We start from the raw sequence: 15,806 nt of genomic DNA, 5'->3' as shown, positions 1-15,806 counted from the left end.
AGGGCACGCCGGAGCGAGTGTGCAACTGCGCCCGCGCGAACGAGCATCCATGGGGCACTCGCCACTCTCACGGTCACCGCGCTCATGAACCATCAAGCTGTCAGTGGGATCTTCTTCGAAGAGTCCTATATCGTCCCGGCCGACCAGACGGCACGGTCTCTTTTCTCGCGCCTGCCTCACGGCAGGGACTACGCAGAGCAACTGATCGAATGTCTGGCCACCGGCTACCTGGTCGCGGTCATCGAGTCCGTGTGCATCCGCGAGGTGCAGCGGCTGACGGACGTCGATCTGGAAGTGGTAGTCGGTCGTTCCATCCGCATCGACCACCTGGGGCCGATCCCTCCGGGCTCACCGTTGCGGCTGCGCGGATGGGTCGAACGCCTGGGCGACCGCAGCGTCACCTTTCGCGTGCATGCGCAGGATGCGCATGAAGTTGTCTGCGAAGCCGTCGTCACGCTCGTGGCGACTTCGCGCCAGAACATCGAGTCGCGCATCACGGCCAAGGTCACCGCGATGCGTGAACTGAGCCCATGACCCCTGCCGGCTGGCGTAGGTCGCGGTGCGTTGCGTGCAGTGCGCTGCGCGCCCAGAGAGGGGTGCGGCAATCCCCGTCCCAACACCTGCGGCGTTCGATGATGCCGAGGCGTGGTTCTCGCGCCGGGCCGGTCCGCCTTGCCTTTCCACCCCCCGCCGAATCTGCCGGCGCCGATGCTCGGGAGCGGCTCGCTCGCGTCGACGGGGCCGACCTTGACGGCGACAGGGTCCAGGCGGTGCCGGTGGTGTTCGTGGGGGCGGTGCGTCGGCCATGACCCCTTGCGGTGGCAGTCGCGCCCAGGGCGGCCTTGGCTTGTCGTGAATCCTGGCGATGCACCGGCTGCGCCTCGGGCTTCATGGCAGCAACCGTCCGGCCCGAACAAATTTCCCCGCCTTTGTCACTGCGTTCGGCGGCTTCCTCGCGGGACAAATTTCTTCGGGCACTCCCGGTCCTCCACGCTGTTGCGGCCCCTTCGCTCCGCTGCGCTGCACTGCGGGGTGCAGCCCGCCCGTGCCTCGCCCTTCGGATCACCGACAAGGCCGCGATGGGCGCGACCAGTCAACCACCGTAAGGAGTTTCATCATGGCCAACATCGGCACCTTCACCGCACAGAACAACGGCTTCACCGGCACCGTCCGCACCCTGACGCTCAACGTCAAGGTCAAGCTGGTCCCGAACGACAAGGAGAGCGAGCACGCTCCCGACTACCGCATCGTCGCCGGCAACTTCGAGATCGGCGCGGCGTGGAAGAAGATCAGCAAGGCGGACCGGCCCTACCTGTCGGTGACGCTCGATGACCCGTCGTTTCCGGCGACCATCTACGCCCGCCTGGTCGAGGCCGAGGACGGTACGCACAACCTGATCTGGTCGCGCAGCAAGGGCGACTGACCGGCGTCCACCCCCGGCGCCCCGCCCACTGGCGGGGCGTTGGCATGTCTGCCAGCGCAGGGCCTTCAGCCGCGACGCCATCGTCTCGGCGGCTTTCCGTAAAAGCGGCTTCGTGGCTTCGATGTTGTGCGGGAAGCCGCCTTCGTTCATTTGTGGTTCTGCGCATGCGATGCGAGGCGCAAAGCTGTCTTTGTGCGTGCGTGACTTCGTGAGAAGGCGAATTCGAGCCTTCGTGTCTTTCAACGGATGTGGCTTCGAGCCTTCGAGCTTCTGTGCGGAACCGCAAAGCCGGGCGTCCCCCGGCGGGGCCGGGTCGCGCTATCGTGCTGCGCATCGAGTCGACCTCGCTGCGCTGCGGGCGTCTCGCCCCTTCGGCTTCCATCGCTGACGCGCTCGCGCTGCGCGCGAGAAACGCCAGGGCGGGGCGGGGGCCGCGATAGGGCTGGCTTGCAGGTCCGCCCACCGTATCACGCCGGTCTCGCCGTCAAGGTCTGCGCGTGCTGCGCACGCTGGCGGCCTGCGGCCGTCTGCTGAACCCTGACGGCTGCGCTGCGCCGTGCTTCTCCGCGGTCCCGGGCAATCCCGCCCGGCATTCCTTCCAAGGAGAAGACCATGACCGCACTAATCACCGACGACCAACGCACCGTGCTGCTGGCCAACGGCCGGCAATCCCTCGAAGAGGAGGGCTTCGACCCGGCTCCGGTGATCAAGTTGTTCACGCCGGATGCCGGCGCCACCTGGCTCTTGACCGAGATCGACCCCGACGAGCCAGACCATGCGTTCGGCCTGTGCGACTTGGGCCTGGGCTGCCCGGAGCTGGGCCGGCTGAGCTTGGCCGAGCTGGCGGCGGTGCGTGGCCGGCTGGGGCTGCCGGTCGAGCGCGACCTGTACTTCCGTGCCGACAAGCGGCTGAGTGCCTACGCGCGCGAAGCGCGCTTGGCTGGGCGGATCGTGACTTAGCAGGCGCTGCGGGCGCCGCCGTTGGCGGTGCCCGCCTTGGCTTGGATCAGGCGTCCTGGCCGTCCTGCACGGCGGCAAGCTCGCGCTGCACGCGCGTGAGCAGTTTGTCCGCGCCTTTGGCGTCGAGCCCATAGGCCAAGGCCAGCAAGGTCAGCGGATGCACCTGCATAACCTCGCACAGTTCGTCCACCTTGCTGAGCGTCGGGTTCTTGAGGCCTCGTTCGAGCGAACTCATGTACGTGCGGCTCGATACGTCCGAAAATGCTTCCTGGCTCAGGCCGCGGGACTTTCGGAGGGATCGGAGAGCAGTTGGAAATGAGTTCTTCGGAATCATCAATGGACTTGGGACAAGTCCAAGATGACATCGCATGGACACCTATAGGGCTACAATCTATAGGGCTCATTTTCGCGGGTTGGCCCTCTTGCAATCCCGCTGGCCCGCTTTATGCTGCCCCTTGAATCCAGCACATGATGGTTCCGACCAGACCCCGTCCGGCAACGGCTGCACGCACGCAGCGACCAGCCGCCGTTGCGCCGCTTCCGGGCGCGCGTTCCGCCCGGAGAGGGTGTCGGTGACCGCGCTTGTCACCGAGGAGCAGCGCCGCCAGCTGCTCGACAACGCCAACGCAGCGGCCTGCGGAACGCAGGCCGATCCCTGGCCGGTGGTCAAGCTGTTCACGCCTGATGCGCATGCCACCTGGCTGCTGGTGCAGCTCGATCCGCGCGACGAGGACACGGCCTACGGCCTGTGCGACCTCGGGATGGGAGCGCCGCGGCTGGACCACGTGCGCCTGTCCGACCTGCAGAGCATCCGCGGGCCGCGCAACCTGCCGGTGCTGCGCGACACGCATTTCGTGCCGCAGCGTCCGCTGTCCGAATACGTGCGCCGCGCCGAGGCCGACGGCTCGATCAACGATTGAAGCTGGCGGCCCCAGCGTCTGCATGGCCGCCGGCCGCTACAGGTCTGCTCCCCGTATCATTGATGCAGCGGCGCAAGGGCGGCCGCACGCGGCATCGCCTGCCATCCCTCTCCAACATCTAACATCGAGGCAACGACACTGCCGTATTGATGGACCTTTCCCGCGAAGCCGTTGTGGCATCGCCGGACCGCTGCCCGTGGCGCCACCTGCAAGCAAGGAGGTTTCGTCATGGGCGCACGCGCGAAAGAATGGCATCCGTCGGCCGCATATCTCTACGTCCTGATGCTGGACGGGCCGGCACTGGCCTGGGAATACCTGCGGCGCAATCCGGACTACCGCGCCAATTACGGCCTGCTCGCGGGCGGCAGCGATGACGAAGCCGGCCAAGCGGCGCGATGGGGCCTGCGCCTGCTCGAAGACCCCGCGCGCGATGCGCGCCAGGCGCAGCCTGCTTGGCTGCCCGATCCGGACGGTCTTCCGCAGCTGCACCCTGACGCGGCCGCTGCACCTGATGCGCCGGTCTTCGCGCTGTGGCGCATGCCGGGTCGCAAGCAACTCGCGCATGATGGCCAGCGCCTGCTGCTGACCGCGTACCGCCCGGAGGGCGCGCTGCGCGCGGCGGTCTCGCCTGCGCTCGAGCACGGCATGGCCTACGCTTACGGCCTGGCGGCCGGCGCTCGGCTGCGCGAGCGTTGGCGCGCTGCGACCGTCACGATGGAGCGCTTTGACGGCTACGACGGCCGCGAGGTCGCGTTGCCGGGTGCCCATGCACACGCGCATGGGCGGCCCGACCGCATCGCGCTGCTGCACATGCGCAGCCTGCAGACGCTGGATGGCCTTGCCGCCGGCGCCACGCAGCGCGAGATCGCGCAGGCGCTGTTCGGCGCTGCTGTGGTGGCCGAGCGCTGGCACGATCTGGGCGAAATGCGCGCCCAGGTGCGGCGGCTCGCTCGTCGCGGCCAAGCCTTCGTGGATGGCGGCTACTGGCGCTTACTCCAATCCGAGGCGGCCGGGGACGGACGTTCGGGCTGACGCTCGAACGTCCGTCCTCAGGACGCTGGGCTTTCCTGAGACTGCCTCCATCCGGCGGCGCTTGGCCCGTCGGCGACCAGCACCGACGGAGGCCCATTCCATGAGACCCGTTTCGTTGCGGCCGCAGGCCGCACCTTCATCGACGCCACAGCCGGCGTCGCCCAACGCAACCGCCGCGACCGCCTCAGCGCAGCCGCGCTACCTCACCAACGACGAGGCCGCCGCGTTGCTGCGGCTGTCGCCGCGCACGCTGGAAAAACACCGCGTCATCGGGGGCGGCCCGCGGTTTCGCAAGTTCGGCCGGCGCGTGATGTACGCGATGGCAGACCTCGATGCCTGGGCCGATGCGCGCAGCTTTGAGGCGACCTGTGATCCCGAGTACGCGCAACATCGTATGGAATCCCGCGCCGCCCGCCGCGACGGCGGGCGTTGAACGCATGGAAACCGCAGCCAATGGCAGTCGGGCGCGATCCGCAGCGCGAGCAGCTCGAACTGTTCCATGCCATGCCGGGCGAGATGCCCGCGCGCGACGTGCAGGACCTGATGGCCTATCCGTTCTTCTCGCTGGCCAAGAGCCGGCGCACGGTGCCGATCGACTTCCGCGCGGGGCTGGTGGCGGTACGTGTGGAGGGCACGGCCGAGCACGGCATCGCGACGATCTGGGATGCCGACATCCTGATCTGGGCCGCCAGCCAGATCGTCGAGGCCCGCGACGCAGGCCTGCGCAGCTCGCGGCTGATGGCCGCGACGCCGCACGAGATCCTCCGCTTCGTGGGTCGCGGTACGTCGCTGCGCGACTACCAGCGCCTGAAGGCTGCGCTCGACCGCCTGCAGTCCACCAGTGTTGCCACCTCCATCCGCCAGCCCAACGCGCGGCGCCTGCACCGCTTCTCGTGGATCAACGAGTGGAAGGAGCGCGCCGACGGGCAGGGGCGGCCGCTGGGCGTGGAGCTGATCCTGCCCGACTGGTTCTACGCGGGCGTGATGGACGACAACCTGGTGCTCACTATCGACGCGAACTACTTCCGCCTCACTGGCGGCATCGAGCGCTGGCTGTATCGCCTGGTGCGCAAGCACGCGGGCTGGCAGCAGGAGGGCTGGCGCTTCGACTTCATGCACCTGCACCGCAAGTCCGGCAGTCTGGCCCGCTTCGCGGACTTCGCCTGCGACCTGCGGCGCATCGTCGCGCGCCAGCCCCTGCCGGGCTATGCGCTTGCGATCCTGCGCTCGCGGCGTGGCCCGGAAGTGCTGGCCTTCCGTCCCGTGCCGTCCACGGCACCCCTGCGCCCCGGCGGCAGCTTCGGCGACGGTGCGTGGCCTGTGGACAGTCGGTGAACGGGCTCGTGCTATCAGGCGTGCCTGCACTCGTGCTATCGGGCGTGCAGCGCTCGTGCTATCAGGCGTGCCGATTGCCAGAAAACCCATGCGCAACAGTAGCTTGCGCACGCCGTAACTTAATCCCTAACGTATTTCATAAAAACCTAACGATAGGAGAGGGCGGCGCGCTGTGGATAAGCCGCGGCGGCGCACGGCACGCATCCGGCACGCACGGCGCGAAGGAAAACGCGAGGCTCGCCAAGAGGAACGCAGAAGACAGGTCTGCCGGGAGCGCGCCATGATCATCGCGCTGCTCAACCAGAAAGGCGGCGTCGGCAAGACGACGCTCGCCACGCACCTTGCGGGCGAATTGGCCTTGCATGGCAAGAACGTGCTGCTGCTCGATGCCGACCCGCAGGGCTCGACACTGGATTGGACGCAGCGGCGCAGCCAGAGCGGCCTGCCGCGCCTGTTCGGCGCCGTCGGCCTGGCGCGCGAGACGCTGCACCAGGAGGCGCCCGAACTCGCGCGCCGCGCCGATCATGTCGTCATCGATGGGCCGCCGCGCATCGCGGCGCTCGCGCGCTCCGCGTTGCTCGCCGCCGACCTCGTGCTGATTCCCGTACAGCCCAGCCCCTACGATGTCTGGGCCAGCGCGGAGATGGTCGCATTGATCCGCGAGGCGCAGGTATTCCGGCCTGCGCTGCGCGCGGTCTTCGTCATCAACCGGCGTGTCAGCACGACGGTGATCGGCCGAGAAGCGCGCGGCGCGCTGGCCGACCAGCCGTTGCCGGCGCTGTCGTCCGAGGTACGCCAGCGCATCGCCTTCGCGGACAGCGTGGCCGCTGGACGGCTCGTGCGCGAACTGGACGAGGACGGTCTAGCAGCGCGCGAGATCGCGGCGCTGGCCGCCGAAGTGCTGCGGAGTGGCTCGCCATGAAGAACGGCAAGCGTGTGCCCATCGGCGCCCGTCCACCGGCCGATCCGCAGGCAGAGGTCTGGGTGCGCAACGGCGACGACCTCGCAGCGCTGGTGCGTGGCGAGGTCTACACGGCGCGCCTGACGCTGGACGTGACGCCTGCGCTGCGAGGTCGCATCAAGGTCGCGGCGTTCACGTGCGGCATCACGGTAGCCGACATGCTGCGCGCGCTGTTGGAGCGCGAGTTCTCGGAGCAACGGCCATGAACGCGTCGCCATCGACCATTCGACCGGCCGATGCCTCGTCGGCGTTCGTGCCATCGGACGTGTCTTCGGACACGTCGATGCACCCGCCGCCGCACCTATCGGTGGCACCGGCCGCCAAGCCGGGCGATCCGCCGCTCACGCGCGTCTCGTTCGCCTACGTCGAGCGCCGCATCAACCTCTACCTGCGCTTCGGTCGGCCGCTGCGCGAGCTGCGCTTGGACCGCTGGCGGCGCTGCGCGAGCTTCGCGCCTGGCGCGGTCTTCTGCCGTGTGCGCTGGGAGTCCAACGACTACGGCACGACGCGCTGGCAGCTCATGGTGCTGCAGGCCTGCACACCGGGCGAGCGCATGCAGCGCATCGCCGGCGTTCGTCCCGGCGCGCAGCTGCTGTTGCGCGCCGAAGGCGAAAACGCAGTGCAGGCCGTGCTGCAGCGGATCGACGCGATCGAAGCACTCGGCATCGACCCGTCGCAGACTGCGCCCGCGTACTGGCGCACGCTCGGCAACCGCCTCGCTGCACGCCAGCCGCTGCCGGCCTACGGCGCCGAGCGGCATGCGGCCTGGCTGTGCGGGGAGGAACTGCGGTGAGCCCGCGCGCGCCTCGCCTCCTGCTCGCGCTGTGCGCGGGCGTCGGCATCGCTGCGCTCGTAGCGCCGGCGCTGCACGTACCAGCAGCCCGCTGGGTCTACAACCCGAGCGACAGCGTGCCGCGCGGCTGGTATCGCATCGAGCCGTTCGAGCCATCGCGCGATGCGCTGAACGTTGGCGACATCGTGCTGGCCCGCCTGCCTGCCGAGGCCGCCGCGCTCGCTGCGCAGCGCGGCTACCTGCCCGAGCGCATCCCGCTGCTCAAGCGCATCGGGGCGATGGCGCCGCAACGGGTGTGCATGGTCCGGCGCACCGTCTACGTCGATGACGTGCCGGTGGCCCTCTGGCGCAGCGCCGACGGCCAGGGCCGCGGCCTGCCGTTGTGGTCGCATTGCCGCGCGCTGCGCGCCGGCGAGCTGTTCCTGCTCAGCGCGACGAATCCGGCGTCGTTCGACAGCCGTTATTTCGGTCCCGTCGACGCGGTGGCCGTGCTCGGCCGCGCGCAGCCGATGTGGGCATGGGGCGCGCGATGAGTGCCGTCCGCCGTGCATCGGCGCTGCCGATCCACGTGCAGGCGGCATGCGCGCGCTGCGCCGCGCCGCCTGCGGTCATCGCGCTTCGTCCGTGCAGACGATCGCTGGCCCGACCGTCGGGGCCGGTCGCGCCAGCGATCGGCAAAGACGGAGGGCAAGATAAAAGGTCGCGGCACTTCGGTCCGCGCAAGGCCAGTCTGCACGTGGGGGTGGCGCGGCACACGCCAAAAGGTGCGGCGTGCCGCGAAGGTGCGCAAGGACGCACCAACATTGGCGAAACTTGGTGCTTCGCACGCCCGGCTGCGCTCCCCTTGGATGGAGCCGCACGGTGAGTAGTCGCGACGACGACCGTTTCCGAGTTCGCCCTGGCGCGCCCCGGCAGCGCGGCGACGCGTTCATCAACAAGGTGCTGCGCCAGACCAGCCATGCTGGTCAGGCCGGTGGGAAGGCGGGCAGGGTCATGGCGAAAGCGGGTTCGCAGCCGGGTGCCCGCCTGGGGCGAGGGCATGCCGCAGCCCGTTTCGCTGGCCAAGGGTTGGGAGCGAATGCGCGGCGTGTGACGATCAAGGCAAACCTCGTCAATCTGGCACGGGCTGGGCCTCGCTCGACCGCCACGCACCTGCGCTACATCGAGCGCGAGGGTGTCGATCGCCATGGCGGTCCGGGCAATGCTTACGGCCCCATGGCCGATGCCGCCGACCTTGATGCGTTCAAGGAAGGCAGCGCTGTGGATCGGCACCAGTTCCGCTTCATCGTCTCGCCCGAAGACGCCGAACAGCTAGACGACCTGCGCTCCTATACCCGGCACTTGATGGCGAGGATGGAGGGCGACCTCGGCACGCGACTGGAGTGGGTGGCGGTCGATCACTGGAACACCGACAACCCGCACACGCACGTAGTCCTGCGCGGCAAGGACGACATCGGCAAGGACCTCATCATCGCCCGCGACTACATCGGCGAGGGGATGCGTCACCGGGCATCGGAATTGGCGACCGAATGGCTGGGGCCGCGTACCGAGCTGGAGATCCAGCGCGCGATGTTGCGCGAAGTCGATCAAGACCGATGGACGGGCCTGGATCGCACCTTGCAGCGCGAGGCCGTGGACAGTCTGGTGCGGCCGGAGATGCTGGCTGAGCCCAGGCTGCAACGTCAACGGCAAATGCTGATCGGACGCCTGCAACGCTTGCAGCGCATGGGCCTGGCGAGCGAACAGAAGCCCGGCACATGGGCCATCCACGCTGACGCCGAGTCCACGCTCCGGGCAATGGGTGAGCGTGACGACATCATCCGCACCATGCAGCGCGCCATGAGCGGCCGGCAACGCGAGTTGGCCGTGTTCCAGCCCGGCGAGGACGGCCGCGCTATCGTGGGAGTTGTCGTCGGCAAGGGGCTGACCGACGAACTCTACGACAAGGGCTATCTAATCATCGACGGAATCGACGGCAAGGCGTATTACGTCGCGTTGCCGCCGCGGCCGGAACTGGAGCAGTATCCCGCCGGCGCGGTGGTGGAAGTGAAGGGCTCCGTCGACGTGCGCGCCACCGACCGCAATATCGCCGCGCTCGCCGTTGATGGCGTGTATCGCACTGATCATCACTTGGCTGTCGCGCAGGGTCAGGGTGCGCCTGACCGCGACCCGCGCGAGGCGGTAGCCGCCCATGTGCGCCGGCTAGAAGCCCTTCGTCGTGCCGGCATTGTGGAGCGCGTGGCCGGAGGTGTCTGGCACGTACCCTGCGACTTGGCAGAGCAGGGCCGCCAGTATGACGCGCGGCGCCTAGGCGGTGGTGTGGCGGTGGAGTTGAAATCGCATCTGTCCATCGAGCGGCAGGCTCGGGTCATCGGGGCAACGTGGCTCGACCTGCAGTTGATCGGCGGTGGCAAGGGACTGGGTGATTTGGGCTTCGGCAATCAGGTAAAAGGCGCGCTACGGCAGCGGGCCGACTTCCTCGCCGAACAGGGGCTGGCCGAGCGGCGCGGTCAGCGTGTGATCTTGGCGCGCAACCTTTTATCCACACTGCGCGCGCGTGAAATCGTAGTGGCAGCCCAAGGCATTGCCGTCGAAACCGGTCTGGTGCATCGGCCTGTATCTGATGGCCAGCGCTTAGTCGGGACCTATAGGCGCAGCGTCCAACTCGCCAGTGGTCGCTTTGCGATGCTCGACGACGGCCTGGGATTCAGCCTTGTGCCGTGGAGACCTGTGATTGAGTCACAGTTGGGCCGACAGTTGGCTGCAACGGTGCGAGGTATCCGCGTGTCGTGGGAACTAGGGCGTCAGCGCGGACCATCGATTACCTAAACTAGGCAACACGAAACCGTCAGCTACTCGCGCATGGAGGAGGGCGCATGATCTTGGGTGCGAGCCTTCTCGCGGCCCGACCCTCCCGAGAAACTCAGTCCTGAGATACCGGCTGGCTTTTCGCAGAGCTGATGCTGTGTGTTCCGATCGAACATGACAACGAACTCCGCGGTACCGTAGTGCGGCTGCAAAGTCAATGGACGGTTCTGAGGCGTCAACGAAACCTCCTATTTTGACCTCCTTGCACGCACCGGAATAGTGCAAATAAAGCGGCTCGTCGGTCGCTTTTTTGTGCGTCGCCTCTGCGTCGCCTCAGCGCCAGTACATCGCGACCACCCTTCACCGCCCAAAGCGGCACCGTGCGTTGGCGTCGCCCTTTCACGGCACCATCACGCGGTCGAAATAGCGCATCTATGGCTCACCAAATTGATGCAATTTCAACTCCACGCCTTGGGATTGAATGAAATTCAATTCGGACGCTCATCTCTTTCAATTTTCATCAAGCCATGTCTTCGCAATCATGACGACATCGCCATCCGACATCCCCGGTCGCCCAAGGCGCATTCCGTCCACGAAAGGGACCCTCCATGAACAAGCTTCTCAGCCTCAAGGGCATCAAGAAATCCTTCCAGACCAAGGGCGGATCCGTCGACGTGCTCGGCGGCCTGACCTTCGACGTCAACGAACAGGACTTCGTCAGCATCATCGGCCCCAGCGGCTGTGGCAAAACCACGGTCTTCAACATCATCGCCGGGCTGACCGATCCCGACACGGGCGAAATCACCTACCGCGGTCAACAGGTGACCGGTCTGCGCGGAAAGGTCGGCTACATGATGCAGCGCGACCTGCTGTTCCCCTGGCGCACCGTGCTTCAGAACGTGATGCTGGCGCCCGAGTTGCAGAAGCTGCCGTTGCGCGAGGCGCGCGCCAACGCGATGGAGTACCTCAACACCTTCGGCCTCGCAGGCTTCGAGAACGCGTACCCCAAGACCCTGTCGGGTGGCATGCGCCAGCGCGTGGCACTCATCCGCACGCTGATCTCTGACCCTGACGTGCTGCTGCTGGACGAGCCCTTCTCGGCGCTTGACTACCAGACCCGCTTGTACCTGGAAGGCGTGCTGCTCGACGCGGTCGATACCTTCAAGAAGACAGTGATCCTGGTCACCCATGACATCGACGAGGCCGTCGCCCTGTCCAAGCGCGTGGTGGTGCTGGCCGGCAAACCCTCGCACGTCAAACAGGTCTACGACATCGACATCGGTGAGAAGTCGCCCATCGGCGCGCGCAGTCACGCCAACTTCTCGGGCTACTTCCACCAACTTTGCGCGGAGCTGGACATCCAGACGCGCAAGCACTGATCACAAGCAATCCAGGAACTCACCATGAGCCACGTCATGACCAGCACAATGCCGCCCGCCGCCACCGCCGCGCCCCGCAAAAACACCAAAGTCCGCAACCGCTTCGACAACCCCTGGGGACGCTCGCTGCTGCAGCTCCTGGCCGCGAGCGTCGTCCTGTGGGCCTGGCAATTGGGCGTCGATGCGGGCTGGATCTCGTCCTTCATGGTCGGATCTCCCGCGGAGATCTGGAAGTCCCTGTTGCGCGGCGCCACGAGCGGCCAGCTCTGGACCGACAGCGGCTACACCGTGCTCGAAGCCATTTTGGGCTTCGCCATCGGGACCGTGATGGGTTCGGTGCTCGGGCTGGCGCTGTGGTACTCGCCTTTCATCGCGCGGCTGACCGAGCCCTTCATCATCGCCATCAACAGTATTCCGAAGATCGCCTTCGGCCCGATCGTGATCCTGTGGTTCGGCACCGGCCTGATCTCCAAGGTGGCGCTGGCCGTGTCGTTGACCTCGATCGTCGCGCTGATCGCAGCCTACCAGGCGGCCAAGAATGCCGACCTGGACTTCCAGACGCTGCTGGTCACTCTGGGCGCGGGCAAGCGGGAGATCTTCTTCAAGGTGATCGTTCCGTCCTCGCTGCCGGCCATCATCGCGACCTTCCACATCAACATCGGCTTCGGCCTGGTGGGCGCCGTGGTCGGCGAGTTCATCTCCTCCGAGCACGGCCTGGGTCACATGATCTTCACCGCCTCCGGCCTGTACGACCTCAACACCGTGTGGGCGGGGCTATTCATGCTGATGGTCATCGGCTTCAGCCTCTACTTCGTCGTCGACTACGCGGAACGCAAGCTGCTGCCGTGGAAGGAAGACACGCACCACAGCAACCTGAACGTCTGATCACTCTCCGTCCCTTTTTTCATCAAGGTGCACTCATGAAACTCTCCCTCAAGCAAATTAGCGTCGCCCTGGGTTGCGCCATGGCGCTGGCCCTGGCCGTTCCCGCCACCGCGCAGGCCCCTAAGAAGGTGGTGATCTCCCAGCTGTTCCAGTCCGTGATGTTCCTGCCGCTGTACGTGGCAATGGACCAGGGTCTGTTCGACAAGCAGGGCCTCGTCGTCACGAAGCAGACCGCGGGTTCGCCGAATGCGGCGCTGTCGGCTGTCATTTCCGGCAGCGCCGACTTCTCGCTGCACGGGCCGGAATGGACCGCAATCGCGGCCTCCAAGGGTGCGGACGTGCAGGTGGTCGCGGGCATCGTCAACCGCGCCGCGGTCTGGATCGCCGCAGCTCCCGATCTCAAGTACAGCGGTCCAGCGGACTTCGCAGGACAGACCGTCTCCACCGGCATGATGCCGATCGCCAGCACCTCGCTATTGAACAAGCTGCTCAGTGACAGCAAGATCGACCCGGCCACCACGAAGATCAGCATCAAGCAGGTACAGGCTGGTGCGGAGCTGGGACCGCTGCTGGCGGGCCAGGCGAGTGTGGGCGTCTTCTACCAGCCCGCACTCGAACAGGCCGTCGCCAGGGGCTTCAAGGTCATCCATAGCTTCCCGCAGCAGTACGGCCCCTACCTGCTCTCGGGTATCTCCGCGCGCAAGTCCGTTGACCCCGATACCGCCGAGCGCTTCGTCGCCGCGCTGGAGCAGTCCATGCGATTCATGCAGACGCATCCCTCGGAAACCGTGGCTATCGCCAAGAAGGAGTTCCCCTCCGTCGAGCCCCAGGTGGTCGAGGCGGCGGTCAAGCGCATGCTCGACGAGAAGGTCTATGCCACCTCGGTCGCGATTTCGCCAGATGCCCTGCGCGTGGCCATGGAAACGCAGATCGCGCTAGGCAACCTCAAGAGCCAACCGGTCTACGAGCAGCTCATTGCCAAGCCGATCATTGACCGGTCCCTCGTCCGCGCGGCCGCACGTTGACACGGCCGGACCACTGCGACGAAGCATGACACCTCATTCCCTTCCCCTGTCCAAAGTAAGAATTTCATGAAAAACTATCCTTCGTTCAAGGCCGCTGCCTGCCACATCTCATCCGTCTTCTTCGATCAGGACGCCTGCACCGACAAGGCCTGCGAATGGATCGCCGAAGCCGCGCGCAACGGCGCAGAACTGATCGTGTTTCCCGAAGCCTTCATTTCTGCCTTCCCGGTCTGGGCCGGCGTGTGGGCCCCGGTCGACACGCACGAGTTCTTCGCCAGATTCGCGGCCTCCGCCGTCACCATTGACGGCCCGGAGATGTCGCGCATCCGCCGCGCGGCCAAGAAGCATGGCATCTTCGTGTCGATAGGCATCAACGAAGCCACCCCCAACAGCGTGGGCTGCGTGTGGGACACGAACGTGCTGATCGGCGATGACGGCAGCATCCTCAACCGCCACCGCAAGCTCATGCCTACGCACTTCGAGAAGCTGGTTTGGGCCATGGGCGACGGCAGCGGCCTGCGCGTGGTCGATACCCGCCTGGGTCGGATCGGCGCCTTGATCTGCGGCGAGAACACCAACGCGCTGGCGCGCTTCGCCTTGATGTCTCAAGGCGAGAATGTGCACATCTCCAGCTTCTCGCCGCGCTTCCCGACCCACCCGGCGGGCACGCCCTCCTATGACCTTGAGGCCTCGATCCGCCTGCGCGCCGGCGCGCACGCCTTCGAGGGCAAGCTCTTCAACATCGTCTCGTCGAGCTACCTGCAGCCCGCCGTGATCGACATGATCGCGCGCGGCAACCCGCAGGTGCACCGCAACATCGACGAGGCCTCGCGCAGCGTGTCGATGATCCTGGGGCCGGACGGCGCGCCCATCAGCGAGGTGATCCGCGACGAGGAGGGCATCGCCTACGCGACGATCGACATCGCCAAGTGCGTCGTGCCCAAGCAGTTCCAGGACGTCGTGGGTTACTACAACCGCTTCGATGTCTTCTCGCTGAGCGTGAACCGCAACACCCACGCTCCGGCCACCTTCAGCAACGGCCCGGTCGAGCAGGAATACGGTGAGCCGCAGTGGAAGGGCGTCCCCGAGCTCGAAGCCGCCGGCTGATCCTTTCCGCTTCCGCATTCCCCGCGTCTGAGTGCAGGGCCAAGCCGCCGGGGCCGCCCTGGCGATCGCACACGCCCGTTAGGCGTGGAGGGCGCGCACATCTTTTTTTACCCTTTGATGAGAGGACCCCTCCAATGAAATCCCTGTTGCTGCGCCACCTTTACCGGTGGGCATCCATCCTGCTGATCGCCACCAGTGCCCAGGCCGCCATGGCCCAAGGCAAGAAGGTGGTGTTGTCCCAGCTTTTCCAATCCATCCAATTGCTGCCGGTGTACGTCGCCATCGACGGCGGCTTCTTCGAGAAAGAAGGGCTCGAGGTCTCCAAGCAGACCGCGGGCTCGGCCAACGCGGCGTTGTCGGCGCTGCTGTCTGGCACGGCGGACTTCTCGCTGCACGGCCCGGAATGGAGCGCCATCGCCGCCGAGAAGGGCGCGGCCGTGCAGGTCATCGCGAGCGTCGTTAGCCGCCCGTCTTTCTGGATCGCCGCAGCGCCGGAGGCCAAGTTCGAGTCCATCACCGACCTCAAGGGCCAAACCGTGGTGACGGGCATGATGCCTACCACCAGTACCTCCATGTTCCTGAAGCTGCTCAAGCAGAACGGACTCACGCCGGGCAGCGACGTGAAGGTCACGCAGGTCCAGATCGGTGCCGAGCCCGGTCCGCTGCTCGCCGGCCAGGCCAAGTTTGCCGTGCTGTATCAGCCCGGACTCGACCAGGTCGCCGCGCGCGGCATGAAGGTGGTCTACGGCTTCTCCAGCATGGCCGACGCCTACACGGTGGCCGCAATCAGCACGCGGCCGAACGTGGACCCCGACACCGCGACCCGCTTCGTGAAGGGCTTGCAGAACGCGCTCGCTTTCATGCAACGCGACTTGCCCGGCACCATCGCGATCGCAAAGCAAGAGTTCCCGTCGCTGGAGCCCACCGTGGTGGAAGCGGCGGTCAAGCGCATGGTGCAGGAGCGTATCTACTCGACCTCGGTCGACATCTCGGCGCAGGCCTTCGAGAACTCGATGGCAACGCAGGTCGAACTGGGTAACCTCAATGCCATGCCCGCCTACGACAAGATCGTCTCGCGCCGCTACATCCGTGCGGCACTGGGTGAAAAGCCATGAGCCATCATGTCTCTTCGAAGACAAGGTCAGACATGCCCGCGGAGCCCCGGAAGATTGGCATGC

At 66.4% G+C, this 15,806-nt stretch carries 18 protein-coding genes; 17 read left to right on the top strand and 1 reads right to left on the bottom strand.

Translation table 11 applies throughout. The features are described 5' to 3' along the window. Positions 1 to 84 precede the first annotated feature (84 nt). The 3 genes from BM004_RS08150 (at position 85) to BM004_RS08140 (ending at position 2,383) form a co-directional block, all read left to right on the top strand. Positions 85 to 534, top strand: a complete 450-nt coding sequence (locus BM004_RS08150; protein WP_093212462.1) for a thioesterase family protein — start codon at positions 85 to 87, stop codon at positions 532 to 534. A gap of 583 nt (positions 535 to 1,117) precedes the next feature. Next, positions 1,118 to 1,423 carry a DUF736 domain-containing protein gene (locus tag BM004_RS08145; protein WP_093212460.1) on the top strand — a complete coding sequence of 102 codons (306 nt, stop codon included), beginning with the start codon at positions 1,118 to 1,120 and terminating at the stop codon, positions 1,421 to 1,423. 612 nt (positions 1,424 to 2,035) lie between these two features. Then, complete coding sequence (locus BM004_RS08140) at positions 2,036 to 2,383, top strand: DUF2958 domain-containing protein (RefSeq protein WP_093212458.1); 348 nt, start codon at positions 2,036 to 2,038, stop codon at positions 2,381 to 2,383. 46 nt (positions 2,384 to 2,429) lie between these two features. On the opposite strand, the gene BM004_RS08135 is transcribed toward BM004_RS08140, so the two are convergent. Beyond that, a complete protein-coding gene (locus tag BM004_RS08135) occupies positions 2,430 to 2,717 on the bottom strand; it encodes a helix-turn-helix domain-containing protein (RefSeq protein ID WP_093212456.1) in 288 nt (95 codons plus the stop codon). A gap of 238 nt (positions 2,718 to 2,955) precedes the next feature. Between BM004_RS08135 and BM004_RS08130 the strand changes: the two genes are divergently transcribed. The 14 genes from BM004_RS08130 (at position 2,956) to BM004_RS08060 (ending at position 15,743) form a co-directional block, all read left to right on the top strand. Then, entirely contained in the window at positions 2,956 to 3,303 is a 348-nt protein-coding gene (locus tag BM004_RS08130; protein ID WP_093213040.1) for a DUF2958 domain-containing protein, read from the top strand. Positions 3,304 to 3,531: 228 nt separating this feature from the next. Beyond that, the gene (locus tag BM004_RS08125) at positions 3,532 to 4,335 is read left to right on the top strand and encodes a DUF2285 domain-containing protein (RefSeq protein WP_093212454.1); all 804 of its coding nucleotides are present in this window, start codon (positions 3,532 to 3,534) and stop codon (positions 4,333 to 4,335) included. Positions 4,336 to 4,435: 100 nt separating this feature from the next. After that, the gene (locus BM004_RS08120) at positions 4,436 to 4,768 is read left to right on the top strand and encodes a helix-turn-helix domain-containing protein (protein WP_093212452.1); all 333 of its coding nucleotides are present in this window, start codon (positions 4,436 to 4,438) and stop codon (positions 4,766 to 4,768) included. Between the two features lie 20 nt (positions 4,769 to 4,788). Further along, positions 4,789 to 5,670 (top strand): replication initiator protein A, encoded by an 882-nt coding sequence (locus BM004_RS08115; RefSeq protein WP_093212450.1) that lies wholly within the window; start codon positions 4,789 to 4,791, stop codon positions 5,668 to 5,670. A gap of 280 nt (positions 5,671 to 5,950) precedes the next feature. Next, entirely contained in the window at positions 5,951 to 6,592 is a 642-nt protein-coding gene (gene parA, locus BM004_RS08110; protein WP_093212448.1) for a ParA family partition ATPase, read from the top strand. Further along, positions 6,589 to 6,837, top strand: coding sequence for a chromosome partitioning protein ParB (locus BM004_RS08105; protein WP_093212446.1), 249 nt, complete (start codon positions 6,589 to 6,591; stop codon positions 6,835 to 6,837). The genes parA and BM004_RS08105 overlap by 4 nt, the downstream gene beginning before the upstream one ends. A gap of 77 nt (positions 6,838 to 6,914) precedes the next feature. Then, entirely contained in the window at positions 6,915 to 7,424 is a 510-nt protein-coding gene (locus BM004_RS08100; RefSeq protein WP_093213038.1) for a DUF2840 domain-containing protein, read from the top strand. Further along, positions 7,421 to 7,957 carry a S26 family signal peptidase gene (locus tag BM004_RS08095; protein ID WP_256219826.1) on the top strand — a complete coding sequence of 179 codons (537 nt, stop codon included), beginning with the start codon at positions 7,421 to 7,423 and terminating at the stop codon, positions 7,955 to 7,957. The genes BM004_RS08100 and BM004_RS08095 overlap by 4 nt, the downstream gene beginning before the upstream one ends. Positions 7,958 to 8,285: 328 nt before the next feature. Further along, positions 8,286 to 10,253: a relaxase/mobilization nuclease and DUF3363 domain-containing protein gene (locus BM004_RS08085; RefSeq protein WP_093212440.1), complete on the top strand. Its 1,968-nt coding sequence runs from the start codon at positions 8,286 to 8,288 to the stop codon at positions 10,251 to 10,253. Positions 10,254 to 10,840: 587 nt separating this feature from the next. Beyond that, entirely contained in the window at positions 10,841 to 11,611 is a 771-nt protein-coding gene (locus tag BM004_RS08080) for an ABC transporter ATP-binding protein (protein WP_093212438.1), read from the top strand. A 36-nt stretch (positions 11,612 to 11,647) separates the two neighbouring features. Beyond that, a complete protein-coding gene (locus BM004_RS08075; RefSeq protein WP_256219825.1) occupies positions 11,648 to 12,496 on the top strand; it encodes an ABC transporter permease in 849 nt (282 codons plus the stop codon). Between the two features lie 35 nt (positions 12,497 to 12,531). After that, the gene (locus BM004_RS08070; protein WP_093212434.1) at positions 12,532 to 13,521 is read left to right on the top strand and encodes an ABC transporter substrate-binding protein; all 990 of its coding nucleotides are present in this window, start codon (positions 12,532 to 12,534) and stop codon (positions 13,519 to 13,521) included. Positions 13,522 to 13,587: 66 nt separating this feature from the next. Beyond that, a complete protein-coding gene (locus BM004_RS08065) occupies positions 13,588 to 14,628 on the top strand; it encodes a carbon-nitrogen hydrolase family protein (protein ID WP_093212432.1) in 1,041 nt (346 codons plus the stop codon). 134 nt (positions 14,629 to 14,762) lie between these two features. After that, positions 14,763 to 15,743, top strand: a complete 981-nt coding sequence (locus BM004_RS08060) for an ABC transporter substrate-binding protein (protein WP_093212430.1) — start codon at positions 14,763 to 14,765, stop codon at positions 15,741 to 15,743. Positions 15,744 to 15,806: the final 63 nt, after the last annotated feature.

This window comes from Variovorax sp. OK212 (genome assembly GCF_900112425.1).
Lineage (GTDB): Bacteria > Pseudomonadota > Gammaproteobacteria > Burkholderiales > Burkholderiaceae_C > Variovorax.
The sequence above is the reverse complement of the archived record's forward strand: the minus strand, read 5'-3'. Positions and strand labels throughout refer to the sequence as shown.